This window comes from Jejuia sp. G7-7 (assembly GCF_055808955.1).
The window spans coordinates 636,492-655,735 of sequence record NZ_JBVVSZ010000002.1; the positions used below are offsets into that span (position 1 = coordinate 636,492).

Genomic DNA, 19,244 nt, shown 5'->3' on the forward strand with positions numbered 1-19,244 from the left:
TTTTTTGAACTAGTCACTAATATTCAATTTATCTTCCACCATCTAATTCGTCCTGCCATTTTAATAGTGCTTCCCATTTGCCCTCATAAGCCATTTTAGCTTGTTCTGGCCATGTTCCAGGTTTATGAATTTTGTACCGCTCGCCACCAGAATTTAAAACACTTTGACATTTATCTACCGTACATTCCGATAGAGCTTTCCAAGTTTTTACATCATGATTATGGAATAATTCTTGGATTTTTGGACCGATGCCTTCAACAATTGTTAAATCGTTTTCTTTAACTTTTTTACCAAAAACTGCTTTGGCTGCTGCTGCATCAAATGGTAGTAAAGCAACACTTGCTGCAGTTAATGATGACGCTAATGAAGCTTTAGTTGATTTTAAATCGTCTTCTAAAGATAGTCTGCTTTTTCTACAAGCATCAAGATCTGCTTCTAATTGTTCGATTCTATTGTTATCGTCATTGCTTCCACCTCTTAAAAGTTTCCCTAATAAGTAACCTAATATTGCTGAAATTATACCCACAATTGCTGGAATAAGCCAACATGGTAAATGTATTGCTAAAAAATTCATATTCTATATTTTTTTAATTAGTTAATTGTTATTTCTGTTCTTCTGTTTTCTGCTTTACCTTCATCAGTTGCATTATCTGCAATAGGTTCTGATTGTCCTTTAGATGATGTTTCAATATTGCTTTCTAAAATACCATTTCTAATAAGGTATCCTTTTGCAAAATCTGCACGCTTTTGACCAAGTACCAAATTATTTGCAGCATCGCCAGTATTATCTGTGTGTCCAACCACTTGGATTTTTACACCTAATTTATCGACACAATGCGAAATGTCTGCAATTTTCTGACGTTGCTCTGATGTTAAATTAATAGAAGCTTGACCAGTTTTAAAATGGAGGACTAATGGGTTTCCTCTAATAGCATCACAAGCTTTTTCTAGAGCTTCAATTGCTGATGTATCTGATGCATCTGTAGTTAATACCCCAAATTTCAATGGTCCAAACAAAGTACTTTTTTCATCAGGATTCATAGCATCATTTAATTCGCCATAAGTATCTATTTGTTTTGAAGGCACGCCATGTAAAACTAAATAATTCTTAACCGAGTTTGCACGGGCTAAACCTAAATTTGGATATGCAGAATTATTGATTTCATCACTTTTATAAAACCCAGTAATATCAACTGTTTTTGAAGGGTTTGCTAATAAATAACCTTTTAATTTCAATACACCATTCTCAACGTTTTGCGATACTGGATCTAAAATTGAAAAATTAGAAGTTTTGAAATTGAAATTATCATTCATGTCAATATTAAAGTCGCCGTTAGCGTCTTTAATCATAAATGCATTTCTAGTTGCATCTTTAATTTCTGGAGTTACTGCACTCTTAGTCTCATCGTGTTTGTGTTCGCAACTTTCTTTGCCACAACATACGCTGCAACATAGAAAATAATACAAAATTGTACCGAGAATAATAGTGAGTATAATCCCTAAAAGATAGGATGTTTTTTTACTCATTTTAAAATAGTTTATGGTTAATGAAATTATAAGTGCTTGCAATATAACACTTTAAGCTCATACATTAAGAACCATAAAAACTTAAAAAGTCACATTCTAGGGAATGCGGCTTTTTAATATAGGCAATGCATTTAGTTTTATATATCGAATTTTATACCCTGAGCCAAAGGTAATTCAGTAGTATAATTAATGGTATTTGTTTGTCTGCGCATATAAATTTTCCAAGCATCAGAGCCTGATTCTCGTCCGCCACCAGTATCTTTTTCGCCACCAAAAGCACCGCCTATTTCAGCACCTGAAGTTCCAATATTTACATTGGCAATGCCACAATCTGAACCTTGAACAGATAAGAAACGTTCTGCTTCACGCAAATTGTTTGTCATAATGGCCGAACTTAATCCTTGTGCTACTTCATTCTGAATATCAATAGCGTTTTCAACCTCGCCCGAATATTTTAATAAGTATAAAACAGGTGCGAATGTTTCGTGTTGTACAATTTCAAAATTAGGTTTTGCTTCTGCGATTGCTGGTTTTACATAGCATCCACTTTCGTAACCTTCTCCTGAAAGTACGCCTCCCTCAACAACAATATGTCCTCCTTCTGCTACTACTTTTTCTAAAGCTTTAGTATACATATTTACGGCATCGGTATCGATTAATGGACCAACATGATTGTTTTCATCAAGCGGATTTCCAATACGTAATTGTTTGTAAGCATCAACAACAGCTGTTTTTACTTTATCGTAAATAGATTCGTGAATTATTAAACGTCGTGTTGAAGTACAACGTTGTCCTGCTGTACCAACTGCACCAAAAACAGCACCAATTACCGTCATTTTTATATCGGCGTCAGGAGTTACGATAATGGCGTTATTCCCTCCTAATTCTAACAAAGATTTCCCTAAACGTCCTGCTACTTCTTTTGCTACAATTTTACCCATTCTTGTAGAACCTGTTGCTGAAATTAACGGAATTCTAGTATCCTTTGTCAGATATTCTCCCACCTTGTAATCCCCATTTATCAAACAAGAAATACCTTCTGGCAAGTTGTTTTCAGCAAAAACTTCAGCAGCTATATTTTGGCAAGCGACACCACATATTGGTGTTTTTTCAGAAGGCTTCCAAACACAAACATCGCCACAAACCCAAGCTAAAGCAGTATTCCACGCCCAAACCGCTACAGGAAAATTAAAGGCTGAAATAATTCCAACTACGCCCAACGGATGGTATTGCTCGTACATTCTGTGTCCTGGACGTTCAGAATGCATCGTTAACCCGTGAAGCTGACGAGATAATCCAACTGCAAAATCACAAATGTCAATCATTTCTTGAACTTCGCCTAAGCCTTCTTGAAAGCTTTTACCCATTTCATAAGACACCAATTTCCCAAGAGCATCTTTCTTTTTACGCAATTTTTCTCCAAATTGACGTACAATTTCTCCACGTTGTGGTGCAGGCATCTTTCTCCAAGTTTTAAAAGCTGAAGTAGCTACACCCATTACAACTTCAAAATCTTCTTTTGTTGTCGCTTTTACTTTCCCGATTAATTGACCATCTACTGGTGAATAACTCTCAATAATCTCTCCGTTAGAAAAATTATCTGAACCAGTTGATGTACCTTCATTTATAGACTTTATTCCTAAAGTTTTTAAAGCTTCATCAATACCAAAACTTGTTGCGATTGCACCCATTAATTATTGATTTAATATTTATATGAGAATTATTTGCGAATATACTAATTAAAAGTCGTTTTTATTAAAATTTGCTAATGATAAAATTATTAACTTAGTATGCTAATTAATCGGAATTTCTATGAAAAAAACCATTTATTTACTTGTTATACTTATCGTTTTTTCTTCTTGTAAGTATGAATCTAAAAAGACTCTTGAAATTATTCCAAAGGAAACCGAAAAAGTAAAATTTTCAATTGTGATTCATGGTGGAGCAGGAAGTATCAGACGCAATAATATGTCTGAACAGCGAGAAGCAAAATATCGTCAAAAACTCAAAGAAGCGATTCGCATTGGTTATGACATCTTAAAAAACGGCGGAACTAGTTTAGATGCTGTACAAAACACAATAAATGTTTTAGAAGATTCGCCACTTTTTAATGCTGGTAAAGGTGCTGTTTTTACTCATGAAGGGACTAACGAACATGATGCGTCTATCATGGATGGAAGAACACTTAACGCCGGTGCTTCAGCAGGAACTAAAACCGTTAGAAACCCAATTAATTTGGCGCGTGCAGTTATGGATAAGTCGCCACATGTTTTACTTTCCAGAGATGGGGCTGAAACTTTTGCCCAAGAACAAGGTTTAACTATTGTTGACCCTAATTATTTCTCTACTAAAAAAAAGCTAAAATCTCTTGAGCGCGTTAAACCCTCAGAAAAAAATAAAGCAGCTTCATTTTATGATACAGATTTGCAAGACTCAAAATTCGGAACCGTGGGTTGTGCAGCTCTAGACAAACATGGAAATTTAGCTGCGGGAACTTCTACCGGTGGCATGACAAACAAACGTTGGGGGCGCATTGGAGATTCTCCAATAATTGGCGCAGGCACTTATGCTAATAATAATACTTGTGCAGTTTCAAGCACAGGTTGGGGCGAGTTTTTTATTCGAGGTATGGTGGCATATGATATTTCTGCATTGATGGAATATAAAGGTCTAAGTCTTGAAGACGCTGCAAAAGAAGTCATTCAAAATAAATTACCAAACATTGGAGATCAAGGAGCAACAGGTGGTATAGTTGCTATTGATAAGGATGGTAATATGGCTATGGAATTTAACACTCAAGGTATGTTTAGAGCTACGATGAATGATAAAGGGGAATTATATATTGGGATGTTTAAAGATTAAATATTATTATTTTCTGGTCTTTTCTTCAAAAAAAGCTGTGTAAAATAATAGGTCCCGTTGCTATTCTTTATAACTGCAATCCCAATATGCGTAAAATCGCCTTCTATATTTCTTCGGTGTCCCGAACTATTTAACCAAGCATCCATAACAGCCTTAGCAGACCGTTGTCCATAAGCCACATTTTCGCCTGTTCTATTCGCATTTTCTTCAGCAATTAATATGTCAGAACGATTATCAAAATCATCATGACTTATATCGTTTTGCTCAATCATATAGCGTGTATGCTCGTATGCCAAATCGTTTGCTAACGTATTAAAAGTCAAGGCTTGTTTTCCAATACTTTTTCTATGCGCATTGACTAATTGTAGAATTTCCTCAGCCATAGAAATTACCTCATATTTTTCAATATCATTTTCAGTAACATCATCTTTAGAACAAGAAACAGAAGAAAATATCACAACAAAACAGAATACTGCGATGCAGGTTTTTAAACAAAAGATTTTCATAATATAAGTAGATTGGGTTATTGAAATATACGAGTATCAGATGTTTAGAGATTAATAAAACTGAAGAAATCACTTAAATCTTAACAAATTCTGTCATACGTCGGTACTTTTCGACAAAGCGTTACTCAAAATCTTAAGACATATTTAACATCTCCAAAAGACTAAACTTTAATTCTTCAACGTAATTTAATTAACGGGATTCTACCTACGCTTTCGTTTTTTAACTATTTTGTTCATTTAAATCTTCATCTTTATGTCATTAAAAAAAGGCTTCGCTTTCGTATTGCTTATTATGTTAGCTGTTTCGTGTAAAAAGAAACCCGTAGAAACCGATAATCTTTTCAAATTCCGGGATTATATCAGTTATACCACATCGGGAATAACTTCAGTAGCTAGTCCAATTCAAATCAATTTTGCAAACGAAGTTGAAGGTTGGGAAATGGGACAGGAAATAACCGATAAAATTGTAAGCATAAAACCTCATGTTGAAGGTAAATTAACAGTTGCAAACAAACACACATTACTTTTTAAACCCGATGAACATTTAGAACCCGATACTGAATACACGGTTGTAGTAAAGCTAAACGACATCTATAAAAAAATGCCAGATGGCTTTAAAGATTATACGTTTCAGTTTAAAACCATCACACCAAGTTTTAATATTGAAACTAATCATTTACAATCGTACAGTAAAAATTGGCAATACCTTGAAGGCGTTATAAAATCGGCAGATGTTATTTCAATTGAAGATGCCAAAACATTAGTTGAAGCCTCCCAAAATGGCAAAAAATTAGCATTGGTTTTTAATGAAGCAAATGAAAGTTCGAAGTATTTTGAATTTAAAATTGATAGTATTAATCGAAAAATTGAAGACGACAACATCCTTGTAAAATGGAATGGAAAATCTATTGAAGCAGATAACCAAGGAGAAAACACCATTTTAATTCCGGGTATAAATAACTTCACGATTGTTGAAACTAATGTCACGCAATCTCCAGAACAGCATCTATCCATTAACTTTTCAGACCCACTTAAAAAACAACAAAATTTTGATGGTTTAGTCTCCATTCAAAAAGTAAAGAATCCAAAATATGTAGTAGATGGAAATGTTCTTAAAGTATATCCAGACACTAAATTAGTGGGTAATATTCAGGTAGATGTATTTCAAGGCATCAAAAATACTGAAGGTTATAAATTGAAAAAACCATTTTCTGAAACCATAGCTTTTGAAGATTTAAAACCACAAGTAAAACTAATTAGTAACGGAACCATTCTACCAAATTCTGAGCAATTAAAATTCAATTTTGAAGCCGTTAATTTGAGTGCCGTTGATGTTCGTGTGATTAAGATCTTTGAAGATAACGTGCTGCAATTTTTGCAAGACAATAATTTAAATAGCAATAATAAATATGACATCAAGAAAGTTGGTAGACGCATTGCGAAACAAACTATTCAATTACAAACCGCAGCAGAAAACACAGGAAAATGGAAAGTCTATAGCATCGATTTATCAAAGTTTTTTAAAGCTGATGCTGGCGCTATTTATCGGGTGGAATTAAGTTTTGACAAACGCTATTCGCTATACGATTGTGAAGCCAATGCAGGTATTTCAACTTCAGAAAATGATGATTATGATGACTATTATGAGGAAGATTACTATGAAGGCGATTACGCTGAAATAGATAGTGAAAATCAAGACTTACGTGAGGAAGCCTATTGGGATAACAAAGCCTATCGTTACAAAAATTATGTTTACAATTGGCGCGAAGAGCAAAACCCATGTCATGATGCCTATTATAACGAGCGTAAAATTGTATCTCAAAATTTACTCGCTTCAAACTTGGGCGTTATTGCAAAACAGGGCGCTAACAACTCGTATTATTTTGCGGTTACTAATATTTTAAACACCAATCCAGAGGCTGGAGCAAAGGTTGCGCTTTACAATTTTCAGCAGCAAGAATTGGCAAGCAGAACTACGGACGAACAAGGTTTAACTTTAATTGATTCTGATAAAAATGCAGCATTCGCTATTGTTTCAAAAGTAAAAAACACAACGTATGTTAAACTTCATGATGGGAATTCGTTGTCGCTTAGTAAGTTTGATGTGTCTGGTTATCGTTTACAACGTGGACTTAAAGGTTATATTTATGGCGAACGTGGTGTTTGGAGACCGGGAGATACTTTGCATTTAACGTTTATGTTGAATGACAACGCTAATAAACTTCCAAAAAGGCATCCAGTAAAACTAGAAATTACCGATCCTAACGGGAAATTGGTTTACAAAAACGTTACCGCAGACCACTTAAATAATTTCTACAAGTTTACCGTACCAATAGCTTCAGAAGGTAAAACTGGAAATTACAATGCTAAAGTTTCTGTTGGAGGAGCTACTTTTTATAAAGGTTTAAAAATTGAAACTGTTAAACCAAATCGATTAAAAATTAAGGTCGATTTTGAAAACGAAATCCTTTCAAATAACGAACTATTAAAAGGCGATTTGGATGTGAAATGGCTTCATGGCGCTCCAGGAAAAAATTTAAAAACTGAGATAAAAGCGAAATTCACTTCTGCTTATACCGCTTTTGAAAACTATAAAAATTACACGTTTAACGACCCTACACGAAAATTCAATACAGAAGAAATTAACGTATTTGAAGGGAAAGTAAATGAAGAAGGTTTAGCGTCAATCAACAAAAAACTCAATGTTGGGAAGAACGCTCCAGGGATGTTGAATGTTCAATTTTTAGTCCGTGCGTTTGAAAATGGTGGAGATTTCTCCATGGACGCATTTACCAAAAAATATGCGCCTTATAAATCTTTTGTTGGATTACAATCCCCAAAAGGAAATGCTTATGGCTCCTTTTTTACAGATGAAAACCAAACCTTTGATGTGGTGGTAGTTGATGAAAATGGCAAGCCTATAAAACGTAATAATCTTGAAGTGAAGATTTATAAAGTAGAATGGCGCTGGTGGTGGAATTCGTCTTACGATGATTTGGCAAGTTATGTGTCTAGTAGTTATCACAGACCTTATAAATCTCTAAAAATAAATACAGATGCCAATGGGAAAGCCAATTTCAATGTAAAAATTCCAGATAATGATCGTGGCCGTTACCTCATTAGAATATCAGACCCTGCTAGCGGGCACGCCACAGGAAGAACCGCATATTTCTATAAAAACTGGTGGCAAAAAGCTCCATCTTCAGATAAAGAAGCTGCTAAAATGTTAGTGTTTTCAGCAGATAAAGAAAACTATAATGTAGGCGAAATAGCTAAAGTGACTTTTGCGTCAGGAAGTGAAGGGCGTGCTTTGGTAAGTATTGAAAATGGCACCGAAGTTTTGGATTATAAATGGGTAAAAACGAGTAAAGGTGAAACTACTGTTGATATTCCAATCAGTAAAGAAATGGCTCCAAACGTATTTGTGAATATTTCATTATTACAACCACATGCGATTACTGTTAACGATTTACCAATTCGCTTATATGGCGTCATTCCCATTATGGTTGAAAACCCAGACACGAAATTGCACCCTGAATTAAGCATGCCAGATAAATTGCGTCCAGAGCAAACTTTTGAAGTGAAAGTCTCTGAAAAAAACAACAAAGCGATGACTTATACTATTGCCATGGTTGAAGAAGGGTTACTAGATTTAACCCGATTTAAAACCCCAAATGCATGGCATGAGTTTTATAAACGTCAAGCTCTGGGTGTAAAAACTTGGGATATTTTTGATGATGTTATTGGTGCGTATTCAGGAAGTATCGACCAAGTATTTGCCATTGGTGGCGATGGCAATGCTGCAGGTGGAAAAAACAAAAAAGCGAATCGTTTTAAACCTGTGGTTACGTATTTAGGCCCTTTTAAATTGGATGCTGGAAAAACAAAAACCCATCAAATAAAATTACCAAATTATATAGGTTCTGTTCGAACGATGGTAGTTGCAGGAAACAATGACAATGAAGCTTATGGAAGTACCGATAAAGCCGTTGAAGTTAAAAAACCATTGATGGTTTTAGCAACGCTTCCGCGGAAGTTAAGCCCAGGCGAAAAAGTAACCTTACCTGTTACCGTTTTTGCTATGGAACCTAAAGTAAAAAACATAAATATTAGTTTGAAACTGAGTGATGGAATTTCGGTAGTTGGTGAAAATTCTAAAGCACTTTCTTTTGCAAAACCTGATGAGCAAATGGCGTATTTTGAATTGGATGTGAGTAAAGCCAAAGGGATTAATACTGTTGAAGTGATTGCAACTGGCAATGGCGAGAAATCTACTTATAAAGTGGAATTGGATGTTGTGAATACTAATCCAATAACTTCAAAAGCATTGGATAAAACTTTAGCAGCAAATGCATCTGAAAGTTTAGACTTTTCAACGTTTGGGGTTGCTGGAACAAATTCGGCTACCATTGAATTTTCAACCTTGCCTCCGATGGATTTTTCAAGACGCTTACAGTATTTAATTCGTTATCCGCATGGGTGTGTAGAGCAAACCACATCGAGTGTATTTCCGCAGTTATTTTTAGCTGATATTTTTGATTTAACTTTTGATAAAAAGAAACAAATTCAAACGAATATTGAAAATGGGATTAAACGTTTAGGGCATTTTCAGCGTGCTCATGGTGGACTCAGTTATTGGATTGGAGAAGCTAGTGCCAACGATTGGGGCACCAGTTATGCAGGACATTTTATGATTGAAGCCGAAAAAAAAGGTTATGTGCTGCCATTAACATTTAAAAGTAACTGGTTGATGTACCAAAAGCAAGCCGCTAGAAATTGGCGACCAAGTTATCGCACCTACAACTCTGATTTAGCACAGGCTTACAGATTATATACTTTGGCTTTGGCTGGTAGTCCGGATTTAGCAAGTATGAACCGCCTTAGAGAATTCTCTGAAATCTCGAATGAAGCCAAATGGCGATTGGCAGCAGCTTATGCTTTGGCAGGACAAAAAGAGGCTAGTGACAAGATTTCGCAATCAGCTAATATTAATTTTAAACCGCAGCGTTATAATTATTACACCTATGGATCTGTAGATAGAAATCGAGCGATGGCTTTGGAAACTATGGTATTGACCAAAGATTCTAAAATGCGAGCACTTACTGAAGACATTGCTAGAGATTTATCAAGTAACCGATGGATGAGCACACAAACTACAGCGTATAGTTTATTGGCCATGGCAAAAATGGTAAATGCCAATGGTGGAAAAGCTTTAAACCTAAATTATACCATTAATGGAAAAACCGAAAGTATAGACACCAAAAGTGCAATTGCACAACGAGATTTAAACGTAGTTGAAGGCACAAACAATTTAGTATTTAAAAATGCTAAAGACAATGTGATTTATGTAAGAGTATTGAATTCTGGAAAATTACCACTTGGGCAAGAATTGGTAGAACAGCGTGGACTAAGTGTATCGGTGCAATACAAAGATTTAAAAGGGAATACAATGGATGTTTCTAAACTCATGCAAGGACAAGATTTTGTGGCTACCGTAAGTGTAAGTAATTTAAAAAATGCATCGGTTAATGATGTAGCATTAACTCAAATTTTTCCATCGGGTTGGGAAATTGTGAATACACGTTTTACCGCTTTTGGAAGCACAACAACAAGTGCTGCAAGACATACCGATATTAGAGACGACCGTGTGAATTTCTATTTTGATTTACCAAAAAAAGGAAAACACAGCACAAAAACCTTTAACGTAATGTTGAATGCCTCGTATTTAGGTACATATTATTTACCTGGAGTGCAAGCTGAAGCGATGTATGATGATGAGTTTTTGGTAAGAACAAAAGGAAAATGGGTTGTGGTTGAGAAGTGATAAATTCCTGCGACTTGTGCTGAACTTGTTTCAGTACAGCAGGAATCTTACCGAAGATATTATAGCATTCATTCACTTGATTTTATCAGAAAAAAATGATAAATTCGTTTAACGATCAATAAAGTTCATTGAAACGGAACTTTATCTTTGCGTTAGCAACAAGCGAATGAAACAAACTTTTGAACTAATAATAATCATATTTTTGACTTTTACAACATCTTGTAAATCTCAAAACAAATTGACTGAATTTCCGATTCAGGACTTTGAATTTGAATCTATTTTCGGAAATAAAAAAGGAGAAAACAAAGATGATGTTTATTGTTTACTTGGTCAAGGTTTCTTCAGAACACCACGTTCTGAAAATTCAGCTGAATTATTAAAGAATTGGTTAACTGAACATCCGAACGCAAAACTAATTCCTATTTCTGCTCTCAATTCGGAATCAAAAATCACATACTCTTGGATTGTTGACGGAACTGAAAATCTGAATATTTATCTGGTAAAAAATGGTTGTTATCCTGGAGGAACTATGCAACGCCCGAGAACTTGGAAAGAAATGAGCCGAAAGGAAAAGAAAATATATCGTGGAATGGAAAAACCAGACGTGGAAGTTTTCATAAACGATAGTGAATATGAAAAATTCATTGAGAAACTTAAAGAAGCGGAACTATATGCAAAGGAAAATGAACTCGGGATTTGGAAAGAAAAAAAGAATAAAGCCAGTTGCTAACACCGTATAAAAATAATTGCGGTTTAGTGCTTAAACAAAGGCAATTGCGTGTTTGCCTGCATCTGATTTTCCTTCGGAAAATCCTCGCATACAAACCCGCAACTATTCTTATACATAACCGTTAAACGAACCTCTCCAAAAATAAATCCAACTCTAATTTTAAAAAACAAGTTAGCAGATAACCCGCGTTAGGGATTGCAGAGAAAAGCTCGACCATTGTGTTAACGCCCAAATAGTTTATCTTTTTAAAGTAAAATGTCCTGTAATTTTTTGATTATCTATGATGATAATATACCAATAATCGCCTGTTGGTAATAGTTGATTATTAAAAGTACCGTTCCATGAAAAAGGACCTTTAGCCGAATTTTTTAATAGTTTTCCATATCTGTCGAAAATTGATACTTTGGAATTGCTAAAAGCTTCTATTCCTGCTAAATTGAAGGTGTCATTAAACCCATCATTATTTGGTGTAAAAAACTTTGGGACATAAAAGTGAATGTATGTTGTTTCCATACTATCGCTACAGGCACGACCTTTAGCATAAATAGTGTATTGCCCGCCTTCAACATTTTCAAATATGTTACTGCTTTGAAATGAAATACCATCTAAAGAATATAAAAAATTACCTAAAACAGTTGTATTAATAATAATATCCCGACCTTCGGATATAATACTTTCTATGACTGGATTATCCGTTTGAATGGTATCAAAATTTTGAGTTTCAAAAGCACAACTTGTTGCGCTAGTTATTTCTACAGTATAAAAGCCCGGCGCACTAATTACAATAAACTCTGAAATATCTCCAGTACTCCATTGAAACATTGGATCTGGCACAGTTGTAAAACTGGCATCTAAAGTTGGCATTTCCAAACCACAGAAAAACACGATTTCATCAAAAGTAGACCCTGGTCTTGTTCCTGTCACATCCCAATCACAAGTTGTATTATTGAACGTTGCGGTTTCCCAACACTCTATTGCTGGTTGTGCGGGTTGTGTTCCCATGACATCCCAATTACAGGTTGTATTATTGAATGCTGCGGTTTCCCAACACTCTAAAGTGGGCTGTACAGGCTGTGTCCCAGTTAAGTTCCAAACGCAGGTTGTATTATTGAATATTGCAGTTTCCCAACACTCTAAAGCAGGCTGTACAGGTTGTGTTCCCGTAATATTCCAAATGCATGTTGTATTATTGAATGTTGCGGTTTCCCAACACTCTAGAGTAGGCTGTACGGGCTGTGTTCCCGTAATATCCCAAATGCATGTTGTATTATTAAACATTGTGGTTTCCCAACACTCTAAGGTAGGCTGTACAGGTTGTGTTCCTGAAACATCCCAATTACAGGTTGCATTGTTGAATGTTGCGGTTTCCCAACACTCTAAAGCAGGCTGTACAGGTTGTGTCCCCGTAATATCCCAAATGCATGTTGTATTGTTGAATGTTGCAGTTTCCCAACACTCTAAAGCAGGCTGTACAGGTTGTGTACCAGTTACACTCCATGAACATGTAACATCACTAAACGTTGCAGTTTCCCAACATTCAATTGCTGGAGCTAAAGGTGCTGATGTGACATCAATCTCGAAAACATCTGATATTGTATTACAAGAACCATTATTTACATTAACTGCTGATTCGGCAACTTTTGCTCTATAATAAGTTGTTGCTGTTAATCCAGATATCGCAAGACTTGAGGAGGTTTCACCAACAATATCTGTCCAAGTAACACCATCAATACTCATTTGCCATTGGTAAAAATGAGAACTAAATACAGTATTGTCTGGTACTGCGTTTATTGTTGTAGTATATGGTGTTAACGTACTGCAAATATTAATATTATTATTAGTTGTAGGGTCTTCTATTTCAATACTATCGCCACAGCTTTTAAATTCAATATCGTCTATTGCTAAATCGTTTCCATAGCCACCAATTCCATTATTTACCATCTTCAATATCACCGCATTTTGACCTGGCTGTGTTTGAAATAAAAGTTCAAATTGAAGCCATTCACCGTTTTCAGTACTTAAAGCCCCTAAAAAATCGCCTGTATTACCAGATTTCAACAAAATAGCATCAGTACTATCCCAGATTTCAAACCTAACATTACAGGGGTTTGGAGTTCTTCCTGCATCTATCAAATCTCTTGGTGTTAAATTTTTAATCCATGAAGAAAATGTATAAGTAGTGTTTTCGCAAAGCCCTGTAATAGGTAATCTGTAAAATTCCCCAGGAGTAAAACTGGCGTTTACAACAAGCATTCTTCCATTTGTATCGCCTACAGTATGATCTTCTTCATTAAACCAATTCCATTGTTGATAATTCATATTACTAACTGTATATCTACCATCTGCAAAAACTGCTGGCGGATTACCTAAAAAAGTATATGTTGTTGTTCCTGGTGCAGGTAAGGGTGCATGTTGTGTAGCTGCACTAGGTGCAATTCCAAAATCTTCAACAAATATAGATGCTCCAGAATTACCTGTACAGGATCCTAATTGAGCATTAGATTTTGAGATTACTAATGCGAGTAGTATAAATAAAAGTTTATTTCTGAGTGCAAAGTCCAACTGAATTTTCTTTAAAATCATTTATAAGTAGCTATATTACCAAAAATAAATGGTTAATACCTTAATAAATATTAACCTAAACTAGTAAAAAACTAACATAAACATCCTTTTTAGCTAATCTTCATAGTTTTTAAAAACACTAATATATTAGTTTTATAAATTTATCTTAAAAAACATCTAATCATTTTTTACAAGAGTATATAATTTAAGTGACATCCATTATACGCTACATAAAGAAACATAAAATTAAATCTGCAACTATTGGGGTGTTATTAGTTTTTTATGTTTTTTGCCTACCAAGTCGGCTTTTTAAAGATCCTACTGCAACCGTAATTACGTGTTCTAAAAATGAATTATTAGGTGCTCAAATTGCAAAAGATGGACAATGGCGATTTCCACATAATGATTCTATTCCTAAGAAATTCAAAATTTGTATTATTCAATTTGAAGATGAATATTTTTATAAGCATCCAGGGTTTAATCCTATTTCTATTTTTAAAGCTTTACGAGATAATTTAAAATCTGGTGGAATTAAACGTGGTGGAAGTACCCTTACACAACAAGTAATTCGATTGTCTAGAAAAGGACAATCCAGAACGTATTCCGAAAAAATTAAGGAAATAATCCTCGCTACCAGATTGGAAATACGAAATTCTAAAGATAAAATTCTAGCCTACTATTCCAGTAATGCTCCTTTTGGAGGAAACGTAGTTGGGCTTGATGCAGCCTCTTGGCGTTATTTTAATAGAAACGCAAATGACTTGTCTTGGGCGGAAAGTGCAACACTTGCCGTTTTGCCTAATGCCCCTAGCCTAATTTACCCTGGTAAAAATCAAGAACGGTTATTAAAAAAACGAAATCGTCTTTTAGAAAAATTGTTAAGTAATTCGATTATTGATACACTTACTTATGAGTTGTCTCTGGCTGAAGGGTTGCCTCAAAAACCATATCCACTACCTCAAATAGCACCACATTTATTGCAGAAAGTAGCGAAATCTCATTATGGAAAACGAATTAAGACTACTGTTGAAAAAAATCTTCAAAAACAAGTCAACTTCATTGTTAAATCACATTATAATCAATTAAGTCAGAATGAAATTCATAATGCAGCGGTTTTAGTTTTGGATGTAAAAACAAGACAAGTTTTAGCTTATGTCGGTAATTCACCAACAGATAAAACACATCAAAAAGATGTAGATATTATCGATAAACCCAGAAGTACTGGAAGTATTTTAAAACCGTTTTTATATGCCTCAATGCTGGATTCTGGCGACTTATTACCAAATACATTAGTTGCTGATGTTCCAACACAATTTGGAAGTTATAATCCTGAAAATTACAACAAAACTTATGATGGGGCTGTTCCTGCTAGTCGTGCTTTATCAAGGTCTTTAAATGTTCCTGCTGTTAGAATGTTGCAAGAATTTGGATTGGATAGATTTTATCATTATTTGAAGCAATTAAAGCTTAGAGACTTAAAATACAATGCGAATCATTACGGATTATCTCTGGCTTTAGGTGGTGCAGAAAGTAACCTTTGGGATTTGTGTAAAAGTTATGCGGCATTGTCTTCAACCTTAAACCATTTCTCTGAAAACTCAAGTGAATATTTTTCAAATGAATTTTGTGAACCTACTTTTTTAGCTTCAGATGAAATTGATTTTGGAAACAAAACACCTGAAAAAAACCTTTTTGATGCCGCTTCAGTTTATTTAACTTATGAAAGTTTAAAAGAGGTAAACAGACCAGAAAGTGATGAGAGTTGGGCCTTTTTTGATGACTCTAAACAAATTGCTTGGAAAACAGGAACTAGTTTTGGATTTCGTGATGCTTGGGCCATTGGCACTACAAAAGATTATGTAGTTGGGGTTTGGGTTGGAAATGCTGATGGCGAAGGACGTCCAGGATTAGTAGGCGTTCAAACTGCTGCACCTATTTTATTTGATGTATTTGATGTATTACCAAATAGCGACTGGTTTGCAAAACCTTTTGATGAAATGCAAGAAGTTTCAATTTGTAAACAAAGTGGGCATCGTTCATCGCCTAATTGTGATGTTGTGGAAGAAAAATTCATTCAGGTTAGTGGGCTAAAAACTAAGCCTTGCCCCTATCATGTTTTGATTCATCTGGATAAAAATGAAAGTTTTCAAGTCAATTCTTCATGTGAAGACTTAGAAAAAATGCAACATAAATCTTGGTTTGTACTGCCACCGTTAATGGCTTATTATTATAAAACTAAAAATCCGTTTTATAAATCGTTACCAAAATTTAGAGATGACTGTTTAGGTGAAAATTCAGTTTCAATTGATTTTATTTATCCGAAAGCTAACAACAGCATCTTTTTACCTAAAGATTTTGATGGAAAAACCAACGACCTCATCTTAAAAATAGCCCATTCAAAACCAGAAAGTACGGTATTTTGGTATGTTGACAACACTTTTATTGGCAGTACAAAAGATATTCATGAATTAGCTGTGAAACCAAAACAAGGAAAACATATAATTACCGTTGTTGATGAATTTGGGAATGAAGCAAAAGACAATTTGAAATATCAGAATAAAAATTTCTTAAAATAAAAAAGTTGCCCAAAAAGTACTTTACATACTTTCTGAACAACTTCATATCAACTCATAGCGAATCGGAGGATTAAATAAATTACCCAAATGACAACCTTAATTAACCATACATCCAATTCTGGAGTTCGCATGCGCTCAAGATCTACAGCTCTTCTATACGCAAAAGGTTGATATGGTTGTTCATAACCCACACTAGGCTTTTTTTGAATACTAGATGCGTTAATCCATTTATCAATCAACTCATTTGCTTTGGCACATGGCTCTTGGTTACACTTAGCTTTTGCTTGTATAACCGTAAAATCAGGTAAGCCAATCTCTAACGTTGCTAAACGCTCAGAAGTTTTACCTTCAATTTGCATTTGCAAAGAGAAAATAGAACTTGTACCATCGCTACATTCCTCATCATATTCAGCAACACAGTGTTGCATTTCTAAACCTTCATCATAAAGTTCTATAGAGTTTCTAAGTTCAATAGTTTTGTAAACAATTCTTTGTCCGTTTACAATTTCCACCACATACAAAGGTTTTATTCCAGATGAATTCCAAGACAAAACATTACCAATATTTCTATTGAAATACATTCTGCGATGCCACTCATTGGTTTGATGTAACAACGCGTTAAATGTTCTTCCTTTCATAGAAAAGAGACGTCTTCACGAAACTTAAACGCGATATAATCAATAATTTGATTCAACTCGTTTGTTTCTAAGCACTCCACTTTTGCAAAGAACTGAACTACTGTAGTCCAAAACTTTGGGTCATTACCACCTATGATAGACAATCTAGAAAATGCTATAACTTTTGCAGCATCTTTTGCAGCTCCAAAACCCAATGCTTGTGCATATACTAATGCTTCATTTGGACTAAAGAACTGAGGTGCATTTCTAAATTCGTGTGCCATTTTCTTAGTCAATACAACCTGCAATTGAGATAAATCTTTAACACTTTTACCGCTACCTAATTGTACATACCAAAGCATGTATAATTTATTGCTAGTGTAAAATGATTGTTCTAAAAACTGAGGTGTATCATATTTAGTAAAACAGTATTTCAACAATGCGCTTATTTGCTCATCTTCATTAAAATAGTTGTTTTCCCATCCATCAATAGGTCTCACAAGTTTATTACCAAAGGCACTTATATTGTGTAATATTTCAACATACTTGTATTGTCTAAGCAATGCATAACACTTTTGGTTGTACAAACGTTCTAAGAGTTGTTTGAAAGTTTTTCTTTTCCAAGTGTATCTTTTTTACTTGTTTTAGAAAAAAACTCTTGTAACATAGACTCTACAGTTCCTTTGTAGCGTTGTGGTTTATTATTATTGCTGTAAACTTTTTCAACCAAGGCCAAGTAAGCACTAGGTTTTATGTTTCTTTTTTTTATGTTGCATATAGGTTTCATTTTTAAAGTTTTTACTAGATTAATTTCTATGTAAAACCACTTATAAATTCGGTTACTAAACTGTGTTTATATCCTGTCATTTATTGTTTTTTGGCTTTGATTTTTATTAAACAAAAAGCTCGATTCTAATTAAAGAACCGAGCTTTTGTTAAGCATTATTGTCTATAATATTTATATATAGATATTCGATTCAAATTCGTGATGTCTAATGGTATCTAACATTAGTTGATTAATTATTCTATAATTTATTGTTGTCATTATTTTAAAATTTATCATAAAAAAACCTGAGTTATTAATAACTCGGGTTTAGATATATTGTTATTAATTTAATCCTATTTTTGATGTAAACAATTAACAACACCCGAGTTTAGCTTTGGAGTTACTCCAACGCTATAAAGACGATATGTGGTTGTTATTAATTGCATTTTATTTTTCTTTATTGAGTTGCAAAGATAGAATCCTTTTTTTCTTATTTCCAAATAAAGTTCTGAAGTAACTAGTTATTTAAAACCATTCTAAGCATAACATGGTCAGATTTTAATGTTTGTATTTTATCAATTTTTTGAACTTCTAAATCTTTAGAAACCCAAATATAGTCTAGCGTCAATAAAGGAATATTCCAAAGCCAAGTTTCTCTAAAACCGTTACCTTTTTCTTCAAAGGCGTTCACGAAATTTTCTTTAAAAAAAGTAAAGTATCGAGACTCTATAGGCGTATTAAAATCACCTAAAATTAGCGTTTTATCTTTTTTATGAATATTAGAAACTACAAATTGAAGTGATTTTTTTCTAAAATTTAAAGTACTTGCTGAAATATCAATAGCATAAAAGTTTAGTCCATTTGTTTCAAAATGAATTACTAATGAATTGTCTTCATGTTTTATTTCATTTAAAATATTGATAGGAGTTTTTGAAAAAATTCCAACATTTTCTTCTGACAGATAAAAGAAATATTCTGAATATTGAACTTTAGCTTTATTTATTTTCTCGTCATCATATTCTACTATAGCAAGGACATCAGGTATACTTTTGTTTATGGTAAATGCATCTTGAAAGCGTTTATTATGTCTCGCATTCCAAAATACAATTTCAAAACCATCAGAGATATTTTCTGTTTCGTGATACTTATAACTTTTATTTACCCAAATTATAGAACAAACCAAAGTTATAATTAGTAATGTAACCCGTAATAATTTTTTAGAAAAAAAGATACAAGTAAGGTTAACACACTAATTACGGGTAATGGTAGTGCGT

General features: G+C 34.1%; 13 protein-coding genes. 4 read left to right on the forward strand and 9 right to left on the reverse strand.

Annotated elements, in window-relative coordinates:
- Positions 1-28: 28 nt before the first annotated feature.
- From AC0L5U_RS13140 to amaB, 3 genes are all read right to left on the reverse strand, one after another.
- The gene (locus AC0L5U_RS13140; RefSeq protein ID WP_473416859.1) at positions 29-574 is read right to left on the reverse strand and encodes a hypothetical protein; all 546 of its coding nucleotides are present in this window, start codon (positions 572-574) and stop codon (positions 29-31) included.
- Positions 575-591: 17 nt separating this feature from the next.
- Positions 592-1,527, reverse strand: a complete 936-nt coding sequence (locus tag AC0L5U_RS13145) for an OmpA family protein (protein WP_473416861.1) — start codon at positions 1,525-1,527, stop codon at positions 592-594.
- A 137-nt stretch (positions 1,528-1,664) separates the two neighbouring features.
- Positions 1,665-3,218, reverse strand: coding sequence for an L-piperidine-6-carboxylate dehydrogenase (gene amaB / locus AC0L5U_RS13150; RefSeq protein WP_473416862.1), 1,554 nt, complete (start codon positions 3,216-3,218; stop codon positions 1,665-1,667).
- Positions 3,219-3,339: 121 nt separating this feature from the next.
- Here amaB and AC0L5U_RS13155 point away from each other — a divergent pair, with 121 nt between their 5' ends.
- Entirely contained in the window at positions 3,340-4,389 is a 1,050-nt protein-coding gene (locus tag AC0L5U_RS13155) for an isoaspartyl peptidase/L-asparaginase family protein (RefSeq protein ID WP_473416864.1), read from the forward strand.
- On the opposite strand, the gene AC0L5U_RS13160 is transcribed toward AC0L5U_RS13155, so the two are convergent.
- Positions 4,386-4,895: a CAP domain-containing protein gene (locus tag AC0L5U_RS13160; protein ID WP_473416865.1), complete on the reverse strand. Its 510-nt coding sequence runs from the start codon at positions 4,893-4,895 to the stop codon at positions 4,386-4,388. The two genes, AC0L5U_RS13155 and AC0L5U_RS13160, sit on opposite strands and share 4 nt — an antisense overlap.
- A gap of 253 nt (positions 4,896-5,148) precedes the next feature.
- Between AC0L5U_RS13160 and AC0L5U_RS13165 the strand changes: the two genes are divergently transcribed.
- Together AC0L5U_RS13165 and AC0L5U_RS13170 are read left to right on the forward strand one after the other, a co-directional pair.
- Positions 5,149-10,719: an alpha-2-macroglobulin family protein gene (locus tag AC0L5U_RS13165; RefSeq protein WP_473416867.1), complete on the forward strand. Its 5,571-nt coding sequence runs from the start codon at positions 5,149-5,151 to the stop codon at positions 10,717-10,719.
- Positions 10,720-10,885: 166 nt separating this feature from the next.
- Entirely contained in the window at positions 10,886-11,449 is a 564-nt protein-coding gene (locus tag AC0L5U_RS13170) for a hypothetical protein (RefSeq protein ID WP_473416868.1), read from the forward strand.
- Positions 11,450-11,686: 237 nt separating this feature from the next.
- On the opposite strand, the gene AC0L5U_RS13175 is transcribed toward AC0L5U_RS13170, so the two are convergent.
- Entirely contained in the window at positions 11,687-14,011 is a 2,325-nt protein-coding gene (locus tag AC0L5U_RS13175) for a T9SS type B sorting domain-containing protein (protein WP_473416869.1), read from the reverse strand.
- Positions 14,012-14,220: 209 nt separating this feature from the next.
- Here AC0L5U_RS13175 and pbpC point away from each other — a divergent pair, with 209 nt between their 5' ends.
- Positions 14,221-16,587: a penicillin-binding protein 1C gene (gene pbpC / locus AC0L5U_RS13180; protein WP_473416871.1), complete on the forward strand. Its 2,367-nt coding sequence runs from the start codon at positions 14,221-14,223 to the stop codon at positions 16,585-16,587.
- A 47-nt stretch (positions 16,588-16,634) separates the two neighbouring features.
- On the opposite strand, the gene AC0L5U_RS13185 is transcribed toward pbpC, so the two are convergent.
- From AC0L5U_RS13185 to AC0L5U_RS13200, 4 genes are all read right to left on the reverse strand, one after another.
- The gene (locus AC0L5U_RS13185; protein ID WP_473416872.1) at positions 16,635-17,225 is read right to left on the reverse strand and encodes a PcfJ domain-containing protein; all 591 of its coding nucleotides are present in this window, start codon (positions 17,223-17,225) and stop codon (positions 16,635-16,637) included.
- Positions 17,222-17,767 carry a hypothetical protein gene (locus tag AC0L5U_RS13190; protein ID WP_473416874.1) on the reverse strand — a complete coding sequence of 182 codons (546 nt, stop codon included), beginning with the start codon at positions 17,765-17,767 and terminating at the stop codon, positions 17,222-17,224. The genes AC0L5U_RS13185 and AC0L5U_RS13190 overlap by 4 nt, the downstream gene beginning before the upstream one ends.
- 29 nt (positions 17,768-17,796) lie before the next feature.
- The gene (locus AC0L5U_RS13195; RefSeq protein WP_473416876.1) at positions 17,797-17,991 is read right to left on the reverse strand and encodes a hypothetical protein; all 195 of its coding nucleotides are present in this window, start codon (positions 17,989-17,991) and stop codon (positions 17,797-17,799) included.
- A 496-nt stretch (positions 17,992-18,487) separates the two neighbouring features.
- Positions 18,488-19,153: an endonuclease/exonuclease/phosphatase family protein gene (locus AC0L5U_RS13200; RefSeq protein WP_473416877.1), complete on the reverse strand. Its 666-nt coding sequence runs from the start codon at positions 19,151-19,153 to the stop codon at positions 18,488-18,490.
- Between the last annotated feature and the right edge of the window lie 91 nt (positions 19,154-19,244).